At 73.4% G+C, this 19,265-nt stretch carries 16 protein-coding genes; 11 read left to right on the forward strand and 5 right to left on the reverse strand.

Annotated features, from left to right (window positions below):
• Positions 1 to 160: 160 nt before the first annotated feature.
• The 3 genes from L6E12_RS00795 (at position 161) to L6E12_RS00805 (ending at position 5,043) form a co-directional block, all read left to right on the forward strand.
• Positions 161 to 1,942 carry an IniB N-terminal domain-containing protein gene (locus L6E12_RS00795; protein ID WP_236225911.1) on the forward strand — a complete coding sequence of 594 codons (1,782 nt, stop codon included), beginning with the start codon at positions 161 to 163 and terminating at the stop codon, positions 1,940 to 1,942.
• 222 nt (positions 1,943 to 2,164) lie between these two features.
• Positions 2,165 to 3,892, forward strand: a complete 1,728-nt coding sequence (locus L6E12_RS00800; protein ID WP_240012172.1) for a dynamin family protein — start codon at positions 2,165 to 2,167, stop codon at positions 3,890 to 3,892.
• Positions 3,889 to 5,043: a hypothetical protein gene (locus tag L6E12_RS00805; RefSeq protein WP_236225913.1), complete on the forward strand. Its 1,155-nt coding sequence runs from the start codon at positions 3,889 to 3,891 to the stop codon at positions 5,041 to 5,043. Before L6E12_RS00800 ends, L6E12_RS00805 begins: the two co-directional genes overlap by 4 nt.
• Positions 5,044 to 5,051: 8 nt before the next feature.
• On the opposite strand, the gene cutA is transcribed toward L6E12_RS00805, so the two are convergent.
• Complete coding sequence (cutA, locus tag L6E12_RS00810) at positions 5,052 to 5,369, reverse strand: divalent-cation tolerance protein CutA (RefSeq protein WP_236225914.1); 318 nt, start codon at positions 5,367 to 5,369, stop codon at positions 5,052 to 5,054.
• 120 nt (positions 5,370 to 5,489) lie between these two features.
• Between cutA and L6E12_RS00815 the strand changes: the two genes are divergently transcribed.
• Together L6E12_RS00815 and L6E12_RS34980 are read left to right on the forward strand one after the other, a co-directional pair.
• On the forward strand, positions 5,490 to 5,867 hold the full coding sequence (locus L6E12_RS00815; protein ID WP_236225915.1) for a hypothetical protein: 378 nt from the start codon (positions 5,490 to 5,492) through the stop codon (positions 5,865 to 5,867).
• The gene (locus L6E12_RS34980; protein WP_304523839.1) at positions 5,864 to 7,267 is read left to right on the forward strand and encodes a DUF2867 domain-containing protein; all 1,404 of its coding nucleotides are present in this window, start codon (positions 5,864 to 5,866) and stop codon (positions 7,265 to 7,267) included. Before L6E12_RS00815 ends, L6E12_RS34980 begins: the two co-directional genes overlap by 4 nt.
• Positions 7,268 to 7,279: 12 nt before the next feature.
• On the opposite strand, the gene L6E12_RS00835 is transcribed toward L6E12_RS34980, so the two are convergent.
• The 3 genes from L6E12_RS00835 to L6E12_RS00845 are packed head-to-tail and all read right to left on the reverse strand — an operon-like array spanning position 7,280 to position 9,885.
• Entirely contained in the window at positions 7,280 to 8,149 is an 870-nt protein-coding gene (locus tag L6E12_RS00835) for a sucrase ferredoxin (protein ID WP_236225916.1), read from the reverse strand.
• Positions 8,146 to 9,390 carry a cupin domain-containing protein gene (locus L6E12_RS00840; RefSeq protein ID WP_236225917.1) on the reverse strand — a complete coding sequence of 415 codons (1,245 nt, stop codon included), beginning with the start codon at positions 9,388 to 9,390 and terminating at the stop codon, positions 8,146 to 8,148. Before L6E12_RS00840 ends, L6E12_RS00835 begins: the two co-directional genes overlap by 4 nt.
• Positions 9,391 to 9,393: 3 nt before the next feature.
• Positions 9,394 to 9,885 carry a hypothetical protein gene (locus tag L6E12_RS00845; RefSeq protein WP_236225918.1) on the reverse strand — a complete coding sequence of 164 codons (492 nt, stop codon included), beginning with the start codon at positions 9,883 to 9,885 and terminating at the stop codon, positions 9,394 to 9,396.
• 180 nt (positions 9,886 to 10,065) lie between these two features.
• Between L6E12_RS00845 and L6E12_RS00850 the strand changes: the two genes are divergently transcribed.
• From L6E12_RS00850 to treZ, 4 genes are all read left to right on the forward strand, one after another.
• On the forward strand, positions 10,066 to 11,286 hold the full coding sequence (locus L6E12_RS00850) for a serine/threonine-protein kinase (RefSeq protein ID WP_236225919.1): 1,221 nt from the start codon (positions 10,066 to 10,068) through the stop codon (positions 11,284 to 11,286).
• Between the two features lie 175 nt (positions 11,287 to 11,461).
• Complete coding sequence (gene glgX, locus L6E12_RS00855; protein WP_236225920.1) at positions 11,462 to 13,582, forward strand: glycogen debranching protein GlgX; 2,121 nt, start codon at positions 11,462 to 11,464, stop codon at positions 13,580 to 13,582.
• Positions 13,583 to 13,585: 3 nt separating this feature from the next.
• Positions 13,586 to 15,838, forward strand: a complete 2,253-nt coding sequence (treY, locus tag L6E12_RS00860; RefSeq protein WP_308073933.1) for a malto-oligosyltrehalose synthase — start codon at positions 13,586 to 13,588, stop codon at positions 15,836 to 15,838.
• Entirely contained in the window at positions 15,835 to 17,559 is a 1,725-nt protein-coding gene (treZ, locus tag L6E12_RS00865; RefSeq protein WP_236225921.1) for a malto-oligosyltrehalose trehalohydrolase, read from the forward strand. Before treY ends, treZ begins: the two co-directional genes overlap by 4 nt.
• A 55-nt stretch (positions 17,560 to 17,614) precedes the next feature.
• Here treZ and L6E12_RS00870 read toward each other — a convergent pair whose 3' ends face one another.
• On the reverse strand, positions 17,615 to 18,094 hold the full coding sequence (locus L6E12_RS00870; RefSeq protein ID WP_236225922.1) for a hypothetical protein: 480 nt from the start codon (positions 18,092 to 18,094) through the stop codon (positions 17,615 to 17,617).
• Positions 18,095 to 18,254: 160 nt separating this feature from the next.
• On the opposite strand from L6E12_RS00870, the gene L6E12_RS00875 reads away from it, so the two are divergent.
• A complete protein-coding gene (locus L6E12_RS00875; RefSeq protein ID WP_236225923.1) occupies positions 18,255 to 19,085 on the forward strand; it encodes a helix-turn-helix transcriptional regulator in 831 nt (276 codons plus the stop codon).
• A gap of 2 nt (positions 19,086 to 19,087) precedes the next feature.
• The gene (locus L6E12_RS00880; RefSeq protein ID WP_236225959.1) at positions 19,088 to 19,249 is read left to right on the forward strand and encodes a DUF397 domain-containing protein; all 162 of its coding nucleotides are present in this window, start codon (positions 19,088 to 19,090) and stop codon (positions 19,247 to 19,249) included.
• The last annotated feature ends 16 nt before the right edge of the window (positions 19,250 to 19,265 follow it).

Genomic DNA, 19,265 nt, shown 5'->3' on the forward strand with positions numbered 1-19,265 from the left:
AGGTGAAATGTTGTCGCTCTTTCGGGTAGGGGGCGCAACAGGGTGTGTTCCCCGATGGCAGGGGACCCCCCGATCCCTAGCGTTGTTGTCGTCAGCCCGGGGTCGATGCCCCCGACCTCGGGCACACCAAGCTTTCTTTGCGTATAGAGGAGATCGTTTCTTGTCTGCCCAGGACCAGACCCTGCACGACTTCGTGCTGAACCTGCTGACCGACGACGCCGCTCGGTCCGCGTTCGCCGCGAACCCGGCCGCCGCGCTGGGCGACGCGGGCCTCGGCGACGTGACCGCGCAGGACGTGCAGGACGTCATCCCGCTGGTCGTCGACTACGCGCCGGTCGGCGACGGCCAGGGCATCGAGCTCGCCATCCCGACCGACGGCGACGACGCCATCGCCCAGCTCCAGGCCGTGGCCGAGGTGGGCGGGGCCGCGTTCGCGGGCCAGGTCGACACCGACGTCGCCACCGCCACCGCGACCGGCGTCCACTCCGACGAGGGCTTCGACGGCAAGTTCGACGTCGACACCGAGCAGGGCGGGGCCACCACCTGGCTGGCCGCGGGCTCCGACGGTGCCGCGCTCGACACCGTGTTCGAGTCCGAGTACGCGCAGGGCCAGGCGGGCGTCGCCGCGGGCACCGACGGCACCGCCGCCGGGTACGTCGACGTGACCACCGAGCAGGCCACCGCGCACGGTGCCTTCGCCGCCTCGACCGAGGGCGCCAGGGGCCACCTCGCGGTCGAGTCCGACCACCTCGCCAGCGGCAGCGCGTTCGCCGCGGGCTTCGAGGGCGTCCAGGCGGGCACCCACGGCGAGACCGACCTCGCCGCCTACGAGACCAAGCTGGACACCACCGACGGTGTGGCCGCGGGTGCGGTGCTCGACACCGACGAGCTGGAGGCGGGCGTCGCCCTGGACGCCCTCACCGAGGACGGCACGCAGGCGGTCGCGGGCGTGGAGACCGACGTGCTGACGGCCGGTGCCGCGCTCGACGCCTCCACCGAGGGCGTGCACGCCACGGCGGGCGCGGAGACCGACGCGCTGTCCGCGGGTGCCTCGCTCGACGCGAGCCGCGACGGCGTCTACACCAGCGCGGGCGTGGAGACCGACGACCTGTCCGCGGGTGCGGCGCTGGGTCTGGACCACGGCGGCCTCCAGGCCGACGCGGGCCTGGAGACCGAGGCCGTCTGGGCGGGCGTGCAGACCGGTGGCGACGCCCTCGCGGCGGGCACCGACCTGGACGCGGGTGTGCTGGGGGTCGAGGGCGGCCTCGACTACGCCGCCGGTGACCTGGCCCTCGGCGCCGAGCTGGACACCCCGCTGGGCGAGGTGGACCTGTCCGACCTGAGCGTCGGCGTGCACGGGGTGTCCACCCCGGAGCCGGCCGACCTGGTGGACCCGGGCAACCTGCTCGACGCGGAGACCCTGCGCGGCGGCGACCTGTCCGCGGGCACCGTGGCCGACTTCGTCTCCGCGGGCGGCAGGCTCGTCGGCGAGACCGTCGACCTGGCCTCCGGCGCGGCCCCGGCGGGCCTCGGCGGCTTCCTCACCGGCGCCACCGCCCCGGTCTCGGACGCGCTGTCCACCGGCACCGCCCCGCTGACCGACGGCCTGGACGCCCTGGACGGCCTGGGCACCCTCCCGGCCCTGCCGGAGCTGTCGGACCTGCCCGCCGGGCTGCCCGCCGTCCCGGCGCTGCCGGAGCTGTCGGACCTGCCGACCGAGCTGCCGACGGACCTGTCGCACCTGCCGGTCGACCTGCCCACCGACCTCCCCGTCGACGTGCCGGACCTGCCGGTCGTCAACCCGCTGCCGGACCTGGCGCACCTGCCGGAGACCCTGGGCGGCGTCGTGGACGCCAGCCCGCTGGGCGACCTGGTGCACGGTGTCGAGGACGCGCTGCCCGAGGTGGGCGGCCTGACCGACGGTCTGCACCTGGGTCACTGATCCGGCGCTCCCGGGCAACCGGGAGCCGGGAACGTGAATGAATTACTGAACTGGGCGGGGTCCATCCGAGTGGTGGACCCCGCCCTGTTTCTGTCACAGATAAGTTACGGCACACTCTTATAGGTGACAGTTCCACCGTGGCTCGCGCTTCTTGACGACACTGTCCGTGCGTGCGCGGCGGGTCGACGCCCTGATCTGGTGAATCGGTTGCTGGACCGTCGAATGCGACTGTTGGATCCGGGCCGCCGGGTCGCCGTCGTGGGCACCCCGGGGCAGGGCAAGAGCCAGCTCGTCAACGCCCTCCTCAACGCCCCGGTCTGCGCGGTCGGCGACGACCGGACCACCGCCGTGCCCGCCGTCGTGCGGCACGCCGAGCGGCCCACCGCCACCGTGGTGACCGACGAGCGCCCGGCCATCGGCGGCGCCGCCGACCCGGCCGACGCGGGCCCGGTGGAGACCGCCACCGCCCGGGCCAACAAGCTCGCCCTGGTCCGCGACGACGTGCTGCGCGCCGAGATCGGCCTGCCGCGCACCCTGCTGGGCCAGGGCTTGGTGCTGGTCGACTCGCCCGGCATCGGCGACCCGGGCTGCCCGCGCACCGCGCGCGCGATGGCGGTGCTGGCCGAGGCGGACGCGGTGCTGCTGGTCTCCGACGCCACCGGCGAGCTGTCCGCGCTGGAGATCGACCTGCTCGCCCAGGTGAGCAGGCTGTGCCCGACCGTGCTGGTGGCCCTGACGAAGATCGACATCGTGCCCGCCTGGCGGCGGGTGGCCGAGGTCGACCGCAGGCTGCTGGCCGAGGCGGGCATCGCCGCGCCGCTGCTGCCGGTGTCGTCGGTGCTGCGGCTGGCCGCGGCCAAGGCCGGGGACAAGCGGCTCAACGCCGAGTCCGGCTTCGCCGAGCTGATCGACTGCCTGCGCCGGGAGATCCTGGCCGACCCGAGCCGGGTGGCCGCGGCCGCCGCGGCGGCGACCAGCGGCCTGGCGCTGGACCAGTTGATCGTGCCGCTGCGCGCGGAGTTCGACGCCGGTCAGCCCGGTGCCGACCCGGCCGCCACCGCCGCCTGGCACGCCGCGGGCCGCCGGGTGGAGGAGCTGGCGCGCGAGGCCGCCCGCTGGCAGACCCGGCTCGCCGACGACGTGGCCGACCTGATGGCCGACATGGACTACGACCTGCGCGACCGCACCCGGCGCATCCTGCGCGAGGTCGACGACTACTTCGAGGTCGCCGACCCGGCGAAGGTGTGGCCGGAGTTCGAGGAGTGGATGCGGGAGAACCTGACCGCGGTCGCCGAGGTGCACTCCGACTGGCTGCTGGAGCGGTTCGAGTGGACCGCCGCCCGCATCGCCAGGCACAGCCGGGTGGGTGGCGCCGCGTCCGGGTCCGCGTGGTCTTCCGACCTGCTGCGCGAGGTCTCGGAGAACCACGTGGGCGCCTTGCGGACGCCGAACATCGAGAAGTTCAGCACCCCGCAGAAGCTGTTCGTCGGCCTGCGCGGGTCCTACAGCGGCCTGCTGATGTCCGGCCTGGCGACCTCGCTGGCCGGGCTGCCGCTGATCAACCCGTTCTCCGTCGGCGCCGGGGTGGCCTTCGGCGCGCGCAGCGTCTTCGAGGAGCGCGGGGCCCGGCTCAAGCGCAGGCAGGCCATCGCCAAGACCACCGCCCAGCGCCACGTGGACGACTTCTTCCTCTCCTACGGCAAGGAGACCAAGGACGCCACCCGGGTGATCCACCGCGCCCTGCGCGACCGGTTCGCCGCCGTCGCCCAGCAGTTGCGCGGCGAGGCCACCCAGTCGGCCAGGGCGATCAAGCTCGACCTGGACACCGAGGCCGCCCGCCGCGCCTCCCGCGCGGCGGAGGTGCGGCGCGGGCTGGAGCAGCTCCTGGCCCTGCGCAGGCGGGTCGAGGAGATCCGCGCCCAGCGGCCCGCCCCGGCGCTGAGCGCGTGAACCTCGCCGAGGCGGCGTGGTCGCTGCTGGAACGGGCGCTGCCGCACTACCGCGACAGCCCGCGCGCGGAGGCATTCCTGGGCACCGCGATGGCCCGGCTCACCGGACCGCTGCGGGTCACCATCACCGGCCCCCCGCGCTCGGGCCGCACGACCCTGCTCAACGCCGTGGTCGGCGAACCCGTCCCCCCGGGCACCGACCGCCTCACCGTGGACTGGCCCGGCGACGTGGAGCTGGTGGACGCCCCCGAACCCGACACCGACGCGGTCGTGCACCTGCTGCCGCACCCGGCCGCCGACACCCGCCCCCTGCGCCCCGCCGCCGCCGTGTCGACGCTGGTCGTCCTCTCCCGCGCGGACGAACTGGGTGGTGGCCGGGTCGACGCCCTGGTGTCCGCCCGGCAGGTGGCGCGGCGCCGGGCGCGCTCGGCCGAACTGGGCGGCCTGTGCCAGGACGTGTTGGCCGTGGCGGGGTCGTTGGCCCTGGGCGCGTCCCTGCTGACCCCGACCGAGGCGTCCGCGCTGGCGGCGCTGGGCCGGGTGCCCAGGGCGGAACTGGACCCGGTGCTGCTGTCGGCGGACCGGTTCGCCGCCGCCTTCCCCGCGGAGGGTCCCGCCCTGCTGGCCCGCCTCGGCCTCTTCGGCGTCCGCCTCGCCGCCACCCAGGCGCGGCGCGGCCTGACCGGCGCCGCACTGGCGGCGGAACTGGTGCGCGCCAGCGGGATCGCCGAACTGCGCACCGCCATCGGCACCCGCTTCGCCGAGCGCTCCCCGGTGCTGCGCGCCCGCACCGCCCTGCTCGGCCTGGAGGCGGTGCTGCGCCGGGAACCCCGCGCCCCCGCCCTGGCCGCCGAGGTGGAACGCGTCCTCGTCGGCGCACACGAGTTGCGCGAACTGCGCCTCCTCGCCGACCTCGACACCGGCCGCGTCTCCCTGGGCGAGGAGGTCGCCGAAGCCCGCTACCTCCTCGGCGCCCAGGGCACCACCCCCGCCGCCCGCCTCGCCGTCTCCGACGACGCCCACACCGCCGTCCTGCGCTGGCGGGCCCACGCCGAGGACCCTCGCCGGGACTCCCGGGCCCGCCGGGCGGCACTGGTGGTCGTCCGCAGCTGCGAGGAACTGGTGAACCGCGGCGTCACCACCGCCCCCTGAGCCCGGGGTCAGCCGGTCTCGGCCGTCACCCAGTCGAGGTAGGCGCGGTGGCCACCGGTGATGGGAACGGCTATGACTTCCGGCACGTCGTACCCGTGCTGGGCGACGATGTGCTCGGTCACCTCCGCGACCCGCTCCCCGGTGGTCTTGACGTGGAGCTGCCACTCGGTGGACGAGGTCACCGCCCCCTCCCACCGGTAAACACTGCGCACGGGCCCCACCACCTGCGCGCACGCGGCGAGGCGCGCTCCCACCAACGATTCCGCGAGCCGGGTCGCCGCCTCGACGTCGTCCCAGGTGGTGATCATCAGCACGTGTCCGCTCATCGGTCCACGGTAGCGATCAGCGCCCGGGAGACCGGTCGGGCGGCGGCCCCGTCGAGTGGTGGGCGCCCGGTCCCGGGACTACCGTCGGGGGTCCTGATCCGACCGTTTGGGGGAACCTGCATGGCGACCTTCGGGCCGCACGTGGCGGGCGTCGTGTGGGGCGAGCAGCACGACCGGTTGTTGAACTTCGTGTTCCGCGCCTTCGACTGCTGCGTCCGCGACCGCGAACTGGCCTGCGCCATGACGGTCGACCTGTTCGGCCGCAACCCGCACCTGGTCGATTCCCCCGACCTCGACGACGACGCGATCCGCGCGGAGCTGGTGCCGCTGATGGCCGCCGCGCTGCGCGAGCGCTCCAGCCACACCGCGATCAGGGTGGCGGTGGGGCACGCGGCCTGGCAGGACCGGTTGGCCCGGTCCCGGGGCGCGGGCACGGCCGGGTGGCACTCCGCGTTCGGGTCCGTGCGCACCTTCACCCGGCACCTGCGGCTGACATGACGATCGCGGTCGCGGGGGCGAGCGGGTACGTCGGGCAGCGGTTGGTCGCCGCGCTCGACGCCGCGGGGGAGTCGGTGCTGGCGCTGGGCAGGCACCTGGACTCGCTGCCCAACGGCGGCAGCGTGCGGTCCTCGGCGGTGGACGTGGCCGACACCGCCGCGCTGACCGGTGTCCTCGACGGGGTGCGGACCGCCTACTACCTGGTGCACGCGATGGCCGGTGGCGCCGACTTCGCCGACCGGGACCGGGCGATGGCCCGTTCCTTCGCCGACGCCGCCGCGGCGGCCGGGGTGCGGCGGATCGTCTACCTCGGCGGCCTGGGCGACGAGGGGCTGTCCGAGCACCTGGAGTCGCGGCAGGAGGTCGGGCAACTGCTGGCCGAGACCGGGGTTCCGGTGGTGGAGCTGCGGGCGGCCGTGGTCATCGGGTCGGGCAGCATCTCCTTCGAGCTGTTGCGCTACCTGACCGAGCGGTTGCCGTTCATGGTGTGCCCGCGCTGGGTGCGGACCCGGGTGCAGCCGATCGCCGAGTCCGACCTGCTGGCCTGCCTGCGCCAGGCGGCCGACGAGGACCGGGTGCCGCCGGGGGTGCACGAGGTCGGCGGGCCGGACGTGCTGACCTACGAGGACCTGATGCAGCTCTACGCCAGGGTGCGCGGCCTGCGGCGGCGGCGGATCGTGCGCGTGCCGCTGCTGTCGCCCCGGCTGTCGTCGTACTGGGTGCACGCGGTGACCCCGGTGGACCGGGCGGTCAGCGGTTCGCTGATCGACAGCCTGCGCAACGACGTGGTGGTCACCCAGGCCGACAGCCCCTTCGACGTCGAGCGGGTGCCGATGGCCGAGGCGATCACCCGCGCACTGGACGACCAGCGCGACCGGGTGGCGCACGAGGTGTTCGACTTCGACAACGGGGTCGTCGACGGCGTGTTCAACCTCAGCACCAGCGTGGACATGGACCGGGGTGAGGTCAGGGGCGCCCGGCTCGACCTGTCGCGCTGCGGCGGCGACCTGCACTGGTACGGCTGGGCGTGGGCCTGGGTGCTGCGCATCTGGCTGGGCAAGGTCTTCGGCGAGGAGTTGACCCTGCACCGCCCGGACACCGTGGAGGTCGGCGCGACCGTCGACTGGTGGACCGTCGCCGACTGCGGCGACCACCACATCGTGCTCTACACCGACAAGTGGTTCTGCGGCGAGGCGTGGCTGGGCTACCGGATCGAGGGCGGCGCCGAGCCCCGGCTGTGGCAGGTGGGCGCGCTGCGGTCGAAGGGGCTGCTCGGCTGGGCGTACTGGCGTGCGGTGTACCCGATCCACCTGGTGGTGTTCCGGGTCATGGCCCGCAAGCAGACCCGGCGCGCGCACGCCCTGGCCCGCAAGCTCGCCGACCGGGCCGACGCCGCCTGACCCCGGGCGTGCTCAGTCCTCGGTGTCTTCGGTGTCCTCGGTGTCTTCGATGAAGCTGCGCATCCGCGAGTTCGCCGTGGCGGAGCAGGTGAGCGGGCTGTCCGACGTCGTGAAGGTGGCGCGCAGCCGGATCGGCTCCGGTAAGCCGTCCAGGGCGACCGACCAGCGGTCGCGCCCGAGCGGGGTCACCGACACCGGGGCGTAGGCGTGCACGGCGTCCTCACCGGTGCGCTCCCTGGCGATCCGCTGGGCCGCCTGCACCGGGGCGGTGACCGTGCTGCGCCCGCGCAGCAGCGGCACGGTGAGCCTGCCCGCCTCGAACCGGTCCGCCAGCCCGGTCACCGCGTCCACACCCACCTGCCCGAAGTAGAAGCCGTGCGGCAGCGCGACCAGGTTCGCGGCGAAGCGGTCGCCGCCGACGTGCGAGCACTCCCAGGTGGCCTCGGGCCGGGTGGCGGCCAGCGCGGCGGCGACCGGGCGACCGCGCAGGGCGCAGCAGGTGTCGTGGCGGCCGTGCGCGCAGACCAGGTACGCCGGTTCGGCCGTGGGCGTGCCGCTGGGCCAGGGCGCGGTGAGCAGGTCGTGCGGGTCGGTGAAGGTCGACCACCAGGTCAGCTCGCGCACCGAGTCGACGTAGGCCCAGCGCAGCGGGGCGTCGGTGTGCCTGCCGGGTTTGCGGATCAGCAGCACCCGGGCGCCCACCGCCGCCGCCCGCTCCGCCAGCCCGGCGATCACCGGGGCGGGCAGGTCGCAGTCGCGCCACGGGTCCGGGCCCCACGCCTTGGGCTGCTCGACCAGCAGCCAGCGCAGCACCGGGGGAGCGGTCGCGGTCATCGGGTCGCCCCGGCGCACGCAGGCGGCGGCGCAGCGCTCCGCCGTCACGCGGGGACCAGGACGCCCTCGCGGAGCAGCCTCCGCACGAGCGTGGTCTGGTCGGCGACGTCCAGTCCGGGCAGGTCGCCCACCGCCACCGAGGCGCCGGTGAGCAGGGCCTGCAGGGCCGGGGCGGTGTAGGCGGGCAGCGACAGCCGGTCACCCGGCACGTCGAGCAGCACGCGGTCCCCGGCCGGGGTGAGCCGGGAGCGCAGGCCCGCGCGGAGCACCACGCGACTGCCCTCGGCCACCGACTGGGCCGCCGCGACCTGGGCGAGCGGGGCCAGCGGCGCCGGGCGGTTGCCCGACCACGCGCGGTCGCGCAGCAGCTCGGCCACGTCACCCGGTGTGCTGGACCGCACCACCCTGGCGAGTGCTTCGACGGTCTCCGCCAGGTGCGGGGCCAGCGCGTCCGGGTCGGCCGCGTCGATCCCCAGTGGCAGCGACCCGCGCAGGTCCCCGTCCCGGCCCGCCAGCTTGAGCAGGGCCTCGACCAGGGCGAACCGGGTCAGCACGTGGATGCCCACGGTCAGGTGCGCGGACACGCCGCCCAGGGCGCGCGCCGAGTGCAGGTAGCCGCGCGGCAGGTAGAGGGCGTCGCCGGGGCGCAGCACCTCGTCGATCAGCGGTTCCTCCTGGGCGCGGGCGGCGACGGCGGCCGAGTGCTGGTCCCAGGGCTGGTCGCGCAGCGGGTCGACGTGCACCGGTTCGTGCACCAGCCAGCGCTTCTCGCCCGCCACCTGGAGCACGAACACGTCGTGCACGTCGTAGTGCGCGGAGAAGCCCTGCGAGGACGCCGGGGTGATGTAGGCGTTCACCTGGACCGGGTGGCCGAGGTCGACCCCGAGCTGGGCGGCGAAGTCGATCACCGGCGGCCAGAGCCGGTGCAGGCCCTGCAACACCAGGGTGGCGCCCTGGTCGAACACGCGCGCCACCTTGTCGTCGGACACCTGGTCGCCGATCTCGGCCCCGACCCCACCGGGCGCGGTGAACTGCGCCGACGACAGCACCGAACCGTTCTTGGCGACCCGCAGGAACGGTGTGCGCAGGCCGCGCCGGGACAGCAGCTCGTCGACGTCGCCGAGGGTCAACAGGTCCTCGAACGCCTTGGGCAGCGTGCCCGCCGGGCTCAGCAGCGGGGCGCGGCCCCAGTGCTCGGCGGCGAACGCGTCCGGCTCGGCGGCCACGCACCGGCGCAGGGCCGGTCGGTCCGCCGTCGCCGCCCGCGCGGCGGTGGGGATCGGGGTCATCGTCTACAGGCCCGCGCCGCCGTCGGCACCGCCGTCCGCGCCACCATCGGCTCCACCGTCAGCGCCGCCGTCGTGGCCGCCCGGGGTGCCGGACGCGCCGTGGTCGGCCGTGCCCGCGCCGCCATCGGCCGGGCCGTGGCCCGCTCCGCCGTCGGCTCCACCGTCAGCGCCGCCGTCGTGACCACCCGGAGCACCGGAGGCGCCGTGGTCGGCCTGCCCGGCCGCTCCGCTGTCAGCACCACCGTCCGCGCCACCATCGGCCCCGCCGTCCGCGCCGCCGTCGTGGCCGCCCGGGGTGCCCGAGGCGCCGTGGTCGGCCGTACCGGCTCCGCTGTCCGCGCCACCGTCGGCTCCGCCGTCAGCACCGCCGTCGGCGCCGCCGTCGTGACCGCCCGGGGTACCGGAGGCACCGTGGTCGGCCGTGCCCGCACCGCTGTCGGCGGGACCGTGCTCACCGATGTGTCCACTGCGGATGTCGTCGTCTTCCAGGGACATAACGCCTCCTCGCGTTTCGTCGAACCGGGGTTCCGGCGACCGCAACCCCCGTTGTACGCCCTGGTACCCCCGGAAGGTGTGATCCATGCGTCCGATCGGGCACGGCTCGCCGGGGCCGCCTGCGGTTTGCCCGCGGGGGTTGCCGGGTATCTTCGGAGTCGGCGGCGAGGTGGAGGTGGGATGGGCACGACGGGGACACCGCTCGACGGCCGGTACCGCCTCGGCGACCTGCTGGGCACGGGGGGCATGGCCGACGTCTACCGGGCGGTCGACCTGCGGCTCAGCCGCCCGGTGGCGGTGAAGTTGTTCCACCCCAAGGCCGACGGCGCCACCATCGCCCGGCTGGAGACCGAGGCCAGGCTGCTCGCGGGCCTGTCGCACCCCGGCTTGGTCCGCCTCTACGACATCGGCGCCGACGACTCCCGCCCCTACCTGGTCATGCAGCTCGTGGACGGGTCCACCCTGCGCGGGCACCTGGACCGGGGCGTGCTCCCCGCCGACTCGGTGGCCCGGTTCGGGATGCGGCTGGCCGACACCCTGGCCTACGTGCACTCGCGCGACATCGTCCACCGCGACCTCAAGCCGTCGAACATCCTCATCGACCACGACGGCACCTGCTTCCTGGCCGACTTCGGCATCGCCAGGGCCATGGGCACCGAGCGGCTGACCTCGGCCGGGCACTGCGTGGGCACCGCCGCCTACCTCGCCCCCGAGCAGGTGCGCGGCGCCGAGACCGGCCCGGCGGGCGACGTGTACTCCCTGGGCCTGGTGCTGCTGGAGTGCCTGACCGGGGAGCCGGAGTTCACCGGGTCCGACATCGAGGCCGCCATCGCCCGGCTGTCGCGCTCGCCGCGCATCCCGAAGTGGCTGCCCCGGGTGTGGGCGGACACGCTGGCGGCGATGACGCTGCGCGAGCCCGCCGACCGCCCGGACATGGCCGAGGTGGCGCGCAGGCTGGCGCACTGCGCGCTGCGCGGCCCGCTGGCCCGCCGCCCCGCGGTCGCCCCGACCCGGCAGGTGCCTGCGCCCCGGGCCACCACCGTGCGGATTCCCCTGGTCGCGGCGGACAAGCGCCCGACGACCGTGCTGCGCGCCGCCCTGTTCACCGGGGCGCTGCTGTTCGGCGGGCTGGCCGCGGTGACCGCGACCCTGCCCGGCGCCCCGCGCCAGCAGGCCCGCTCGCAGGAGGCCCCGGTCGCCGTCGCGCCGGTGCCGTTCGGTCCGTCGCCGACCACGGCGACGCGCACCGGGGGCGCCACCGCGGTCGTGCGGCCCCCCACCCCGGCGCGCGGCCGGGGATCGTCGACCACCCCCGCGTCCGCCGTGCAGGAGCGCCCCAGGGGCGCGACCAAGGTGGACCACCCGGTCGAGGTGAGCGGGAGCGGCCGGGGCCACGACTGATCCGACGACTGACCGACGCCTGTGACGATCGACGACTGACCGACGACTGTTCCGACGACCATCACTCCCCGCCGACCCCGCCACGCCATCCGGCGGGGAGGCTTCCCCGCCCCATATGGTGATGACGACAGCCCTCTCGGCCGGAGTCCGGCCTGGGCATGACCGAGGAGACTGTGTGCGCCCCTGGCCTGGAACCCCTTACCCGCTCGGCGCCACCTACGACGGCGCGGGCACGAACTTCGCCCTCTTCTCGGAGGTGGCGACCCGCGTCGACCTGTGCCTGTTCGACTACGACGGCACCGAGCACCGGGTGCGGCTGCCCGAGGTCGACGGCTTCGTCTGGCACGCCTACCTGCCCGGTGTGCTGCCGGGGCAGAAGTACGGCTACCGGGTCACCGGACCGCACGACCCGGAGCGCGGCCTGCGCTGCAACCCGAACAAGCTGCTGATCGACCCGTACGCCAAGGCCGTCGACGGCGAGGTCGACTGGGACCAGTCGGTCTTCGGCTACCAGTTCGGCGACCCCGAGCAGCGCAACGACGAGGACTCGGCCAAGCACACCGCCAAGTCGGTGGTGATCAACCCGTTCTTCGACTGGGCCAACGACCGCCCGCCGAAGACCCCGTACAACGAGAGCGTCATCTACGAGGCGCACGTGCGCGGCCTGACCATGCGCCACCCGGACGTGCCCGAGGAGATGCGCGGCACCTACGCGGGCTTGGCGCACCCGGCGGTGATCGAGCACCTGAAGAAGCTCGGCGTGACCGCCATCGAGCTGATGCCCGTGCACGAGTTCCTGCACGACCACGGCCTCCAGGAGAAGGGGCTGCGCAACTACTGGGGCTACAACACGATCGGCTTCTTCGCCCCGCACTCCGGTTACGCGACCTCGACCGAGCAGGGCGCGCACGTGGCCGAGTTCAAGTCGATGGTGCGCACCCTGCACGACGCGAACATCGAGGTCATCCTCGACGTGGTCTACAACCACACCGCCGAGGGCAACCACCTGGGTCCGACGCTGTCCATGCGCGGCATCGACAACGACGCCTACTACCGCCTGGTCGAGGACGACCAGCGGTACTACATGGACTACACCGGCACCGGCAACTCGCTGAACGTGCGCAACCCGCACACCCTCCAGTTGATCATGGACTCGCTGCGGTACTGGATCACCGAGATGCACGTCGACGGGTTCCGGTTCGACCTCGCCGCGACCCTGGCCAGGGAGTTCTACGACGTCGACCGGCTCTCGGCGTTCTTCGACATCGTGCAGCAGGACCCGGTGATCTCCCAGGTGAAGCTGATCGCCGAGCCGTGGGACGTCGGCCCCGGCGGGTACCAGGTGGGCAACTTCCCGCCGCTGTGGACGGAGTGGAACGGCAAGTACCGCGACACCGCCCGCGACTTCTGGCGCGGTGAGCCCGCGACCCTGGGCGAGTTCGCCTCGCGCATCACCGGCTCCTCGGACCTCTACCAGGAGGACGGCCGCAAGCCGTTCGCCTCGATCAACTTCGTCACCGCGCACGACGGCTTCACCCTCAACGACCTGGTCTCCTACAACGAGAAGCACAACGAGGCCAACGGCGAGGACGGCCGCGACGGCGCCGACGACAACCGCTCCTGGAACTGCGGCGTCGAGGGCCCGACCGACGACCCCGAGGTCAACGACCTGCGGGCCAGGCAGCGGCGCAACCTCATCGCCACCCTGTTCCTGTCCCAGGGCGTGCCGATGCTGCTGCACGGTGACGAGATGGCCCGCACCCAGCAGGGCAACAACAACGGCTACTGCCAGGACAGCGAACTGTCCTGGGTGGACTGGTCGCTGGCGGAGACCAACGCCGACCTGGTCGACTTCACCGCCGGGGTGATCGCCCTGCGCGCCAAGCACCCGGTGTTCCGGCGCAGGCGCTTCTTCGCGGGCAGGCCGATCCGGCGCGGCGACGAGCTGCGCGATATCGCCTGGTTCACCCCCACCGGCGACGAGATGTCCGACGAGGACTGGGGTTCGGGCTTCGGCCGCTGCATCGTCACCTTCCTCAACGGCGACGGCATCCCCGACCTGGACCAGCGCGGCGAGCGGGTCACCGACGACTCGTTCCTGATGTGCTTCAACGCCCACCACGAGGACATCGACGTCACCGTGCCCGACGGCGACTACGGCGCCGAGTGGGAGGTGGTGCTCGACACCGCCACCGGCGAGGTGTCCGCGCCGGAGCCGAGGGTGATCACCAAGGACACCAAGCTCTCCCTGACGTCCCGCTCGCTGATCGTGCTGCGCCGCACCGGAACGGAGTAGAAGGTGGCCCCGAGGTCGACCTACCGCGTCCAGATGCGCCCGGCGTTCGGTTTCCCCGACGCCGCCGCCATCGCCGACTACCTGGCCGACCTCGGGGTCGGCGCGCTGTACTCCTCGCCGATCCTGACCCCCACCGCCGGGTCGACGCACGGCTACGACGTCGTCGACCCGACCAGGGCCAACCCGGAGCTGGGCGGCGAGGACGGCCGCCGCGCGCTGGTCGCCCGGCTGCGCGAGCTGGGCCTGGACCTGGTGGTCGACATCGTGCCCAACCACATGGCCGTGGAGGTGCCGTCGCAGAACGCCTGGTGGTGGGACGTGCTGGAGCACGGCCCGGACTCGGCGTACGCGGGGTACTTCGACATCGAGTCGTTCCCGGTGCTGCTGCCGGTCCTCGGCTCCGATGACGACATCACCGAGCTGGCGGTCGAGGACGGCAAGCTCACCTACTACGAGCACGAGTTCCCGATCGCCCCCGGCACCGAGGGGGACGACGCCCGCGAGGTGCACGAGCGGCAGCACTACCGCCTGGTGGACTGGCGCCGGGCTGGGGCGGAGCTGAACTACCGCCGGTTCTTCGACGTCACCACCCTGGCCGGGGTGCGCGTGGAGAAGCCGGAGGTGTTCGACGCCACGCACGCCGAGGTGCTGCGCTGGGTCGCCGAGGGCGACGTGCAGGGCCTGCGGGTGGACCACCCGGACGGCCTCGCCGACCCCGGCGGGTACGCCAAGCGGCTGGCCGAGCGGGCGGGCTGCTGGATCGTGCTGGAGAAGATCCTGGAGCCGGGCGAGAAGCTGTCGGACTCGTGGCCGGTCGCGGGCACCACCGGCTACGACGCGCTGCGCGAGGTGTGCGGGGTGTTCGTCGACCCGGCCGCCGAGGCGCCGTTCACCGAGCTGGCCCGCTCCCTGGGCGTGCCGACCGACTTCGAGCTGCTGCGCGAGGAGTGCAGGCAGCTCATCACCACCACGTCGCTGGCCGCCGAGGTGCGCCGCATCGCCGACCTGGTGACCGGGGTCGACCCGATGGACGCCCGGCGCGCGGTGGCCGAGCTGATGGTGGCCTTCCCGGTGTACCGCTCGTACCTGCCGGAGGGCGAGGCGAACTGGGCCGCCGCGGTCGAGCGGGTGCGCACGGCGTGGCCGGAGCTGGCCGAGGCGGTGGCCGCCCTGGACACCCAGGTGCGCGCCGACCCGACCGGCGAGCTGGCCACCCGGGTGCAGCAGACCTCCGGCATGGTGGTGGCCAAGGGCACCGAGGACACCGCGTTCTACCGCTACTCCCGGTTCGTCGGCCTCAACGAGGTCGGCGGCAGCCCGGACCACTTCGGCGTGCCGGTCGCGGAGTTCCACGCCGCGCAGGCCGAGCGCGAGGCGCGGTGGCCGGAGGCGATGACCGCCCTGTCCACCCACGACACCAAGCGGTCGGAGGACGTGCGCGCCCGCCTGGCCGTGCTGGCCGAGCTGCCCGAGGAGTTCGCCGCCGCCGTGCGCCGCTGGACGGGGAAGCTGGGCATCGACGAGCCCACGCTGAACCTGCTCGCCTGGCAGACCCTGCTCGGCGCGTGGCCGATCGGCCCGGAGCGGCTCTCGGCGTACCTGGACAAGGCCGCCAAGGAGGCCAAGGTCCGCACCACCTGGGTCGACCACGACGAGGAGTTCGAGGCGGCCGTGCAGGCTTGGTCCGCCGCCGTGCTCGCCGACCCGGAGCTGTCCGCTGAGGTGCGCGCCTTCGCCGAGAAGATCACCCCGCACGGCTGGTCGAACGCGCTGGGCCAGAAGCTCTTGCAGCTCGCCGGGCCGGGCATCCCGGACGTCTACCAGGGCACCGAGCTGTGGGACCTGTCCCTGGTCGACCCGGACAACCGCCGCGACGTGGACTTCGCCGAGCGGCGCGCGCTGCTGGCCCGCCTCGACGGCGGCTGGCTCCCGCCGGTCGACGACACCGGCGCGGCCAAGCTGCACCTGGTGCGCACCGTGCTGCGGCTGCGCCGCGACCGCCCCGAGCTGTTCACCGGCTACCGCCCGGTGACCGCCACGGGCACCGCCGCCGAGCACGTCGTCGCCTTCGAGCGCACCGGCCTGATCGCCGTCGCCACCCGCCTGCCCGTCCACGCCCCGGCGTGGGGTGAGACCCGGCTCGACCTGCCGGACGGCGGGTGGACCGACGCGCTGACCGGTCGCCGCAGCGACGGCGGGCTCGCCGACCTGCTGTCGGACTACCCCGTGGCCCTGCTGGTGGGAGGACAGGCGTGAACCCCGAGCACTTCTCCGTCTGGGCCCCCGAGCGCGACCGGGTCCGCCTCGCCACCGGCGCCCAGCTCCACGAGATGACCAGGGACGACGCGGGCTGGTGGCACGTCGAGGTCCCCGGCACCGGGGCGGGCACCGACTACGCGTTCCTGCTCGACGACCAGGAGCAGAGCTACCCGGACCCGCGTTCGCTGTGGCAGCCCGAGGGCGTGCACGGCCCGTCGCGGCGCTACGAGCACCGCACGTTCGACTGGACCGACGCGGGCTGGACCGGCCGCGCGCTGGCCGGGTCGGTGCTCTACGAGTTGCACATCGGCACCTTCACCGAGGAGGGCACCTTCAACGCCGCCATCGAGCGGCTGGACCACCTGGTGGAGCTGGGCGTCGACCTGGTGGAGGTGCTGCCGGTCAACGCCTTCGACGGCACCGAGGGCTGGGGCTACGACGGTGTGCTGTGGGGCGCGGTCCACCAGCCTTACGGCGGCCCGACGGCGTTCAAGCAGTTCGTCGACGCCTGCCACCGGCGCGGGCTGGGCGTGGTGCTGGACGTGGTCTACAACCACCTGGGCCCGTCGGGGGCGTACCTGGACAAGTTCGCCCCGTACTTCGCGGGCAGCACGATCTGGGGCCCCACGCTCAACCTCGACGGCCCGGACTCCGACGAGGTCCGCCGCTACGTCATCGACAACGCCCTGGGCTGGTTCCGCGACTTCCACGTCGACGGCCTGCGCCTCGACGCCGTGCACGCCCTGCGCGACACCAGGGCCACGCACCTGCTGGAACAGCTCTCGTCCGAAGTGGACGCCCTGTCCGCCGCCCTGGGCAGGCCGCTGTCGCTCATCGCCGAGTCCGACCTCAACGACCCCCGCCACACCACCCCGCGCGAGTCGGGCGGCTACGGCCTGACCGCCCAGTGGTGCGACGACCTGCACCACGTCCTGCACGTCGCCCTGACCGGCGAGACGGGCGGCTACTACACCGATTTCGGCACCCCGGGCGCGTTGGCGACGACGCTGCGCCGGGCGTTCTACCACGTCGACACGTGGTCGTCGTTCCGCAAGCGCTCGCACGGCAGGCCGCTGGACACCCGCACCGCCTCCGGCCACCGCTTCCTGGCCTACCTGCAGAACCACGACCAGATCGGCAACCGCGCCACCGGCGACCGCCTCACCGCCACGGTGTCGCCGGAGCGGGTGCTGTGCGGGGCGGCGATCCTGTTCTGCTCGCCGTACACGCCGATGCTGTTCATGGGCGAGGAGTGGGCGGCGACCACCCCGTGGCGCTTCTTCGCCTCGTTCCCGGACGAGGAACTGGCCGAGGCGGTCCGCACCGGCCGCCGCCGCGAGTTCGCCGAGCACGGCTGGGGCGAGTCGGAGGTCCCGGACCCGATGGACCCCGACACGGTCCGCGCCTCCACCCTCAACTGGGCGGAACTGGCCGACCCGGCCCACCGGGGCGTGTACGAGACCTACCGGGCGCTCATCGCCCTGCGCAAGGCCCGCCCGGAGCTGAGCGACCCCCGCCTGGACCGTTTCGTGGTCGAGGCCGGGGACGGCTGGCTGCTGCTGCACCGGGGCGGCCTGCGGGTGGCGGTGAACCTGTCCGGGGCGGAGGTGTCGCTGCCGGTGGCGGCGGTGTCGACCCTGCTGGCCGCCGAGGGCGTGCAGGTCGGGGTGGACACGGTGGTCCTGCCCGCCGACACGTTCGCCGTCCTGGAGGTCTGACGAGACGGACCGGCCGCCCGAGTGCTCGGGCGGCCGGTCCGTGGTCGTTCGGGGCTTATTCGACGCTGCGGCGGTAGCGGACCTCGCGCTGCGGCCCCGGCGAGGCGAACCGGCGGATCAGGAAGTTGATCGCCGCACCGATCAGCAGCCACACGATCGCGGCCAGCCCGTAGTCGAGCAGGGTGGCCAGCTTCGCCGAGCCCGGCGTGAACAGCCCGTCGAACCCGAGCGAGACGGCCCCGGAGAAGTCGCTGATGAACCCGGCGAACCCGTTGGAGGGGTTGGCTTCGGCGAGCGTCAGGATGATCTGCGCGACCAGCACCACCGCGAACAACCCGGTGATGAAGGTGACCGCCGAGGTGATCATCCGAATCGTGCGCCACCGCTGGGCGTGGGTATCCCTCACCCGCTCGTGCACGACCTCCTCGTCCGGCGGCCCGTACTGGCCGGGAGGCGGCTGCTGCCGGGGTGCGACGTACTGCTCCTGCGGCGGGAAGGCCCTGGTCCGCTCGGGATCGCTCTCCGGGTAGCTCATATACACGATGGTGACACCGGTGGCCCCACTCCGCTGGACAGCGGGGCAAGTGGCCTAACCCGTGGCGGTGGGAGTGTCGCGCCGCTGGCGGGCACGCAGAGTGAGGTAGATTCCACTTTCAGGAAGGTATCCGTCCTTCCAGGGGTGGAAAGGCAACACCATGTCGGGCAAGCGACAACCCCCGAGGCCCAGAGACCGCATCATCGGCGCCCGCCTGCGCGCGATCCGCAAGGAGCGCACGGACTTGAGCCTCGAAGCCGCCGCCAAGCTCCTGGGCTGGGGCCTGGCGACCATGTCGAGGATCGAGAACGGCAAGCGCGTCATCGACACCGAGGAGGTGGCGATGATGCTCACCGTCTACGGCATCCCCGCCGATGAGCGCAGGGACATCATCGCCGAAGCCAGAGCCGAGAACGCCTCCGGGTGGTGGGACCGCCCCCTGCCCGGCGTCCCCGCCGAAGTCGGCACGCTGGCCAGCTACGCCGTCGATGCCGACAGCCTCACCGACTGGGCGGTGACGCTGGTGCCGGGCCTGCTCCAGATCGAGGACTACGCCATGGCGCTGATCCTTTCTTTGGGCTGGTCACGGGAAGTCGCGGAGTTGCGGTGGCTGGCCAGACGCAGGCGACAGCAGATCCTCGGCACGGTGGAGTACGGCGCCTACATCAGCGAGACGGCGCTGCGGACACCGTTCGGGGGTGCTGTAACCCACCGAAGGCAACTCAGCCACCTCTTGGACGCCCGCGACCGGGGAATCTCCGTCCGGGTTGTGCCGGAACACCTGCCGCTCGGCTTGATCAGCCACTCGTGGCTCTACATGACGTTCCCCACCACCACGCCCGTGGTGAACATCGAGGTGGCCGAGGGTGGGGTCTACCTGCACGACGACCAGGCAGAGCCCTATGCCAAAGTGCTGATCAAGCTGGAGCAGAGCGCCCTTTCCACTGCCGAAAGTCAGACTATGCTTCGATCGATCCTGAAGGAGGCGTGACCATGGAGTGGCGCAAATCGAGTTTCAGTGCCGATGGCAACTGCGTGCAGGTGCGGCAGGACTTGGCCGCTGTCCGGGACAGCAAGAATCCGGTCGGCCCCGTGCTCGCCGTCGACCTGTCCCGTCTGTCGGCCGTCGTCAAGTCCGGCAAGCTGGACCGCTGACCAACCCCCGCTCGGC

The organism is Actinokineospora sp. PR83 (assembly GCF_021056305.1).
In the GTDB taxonomy this organism is placed as follows: Bacteria; Actinomycetota; Actinomycetes; order Mycobacteriales; family Pseudonocardiaceae; genus Actinokineospora; species Actinokineospora spheciospongiae.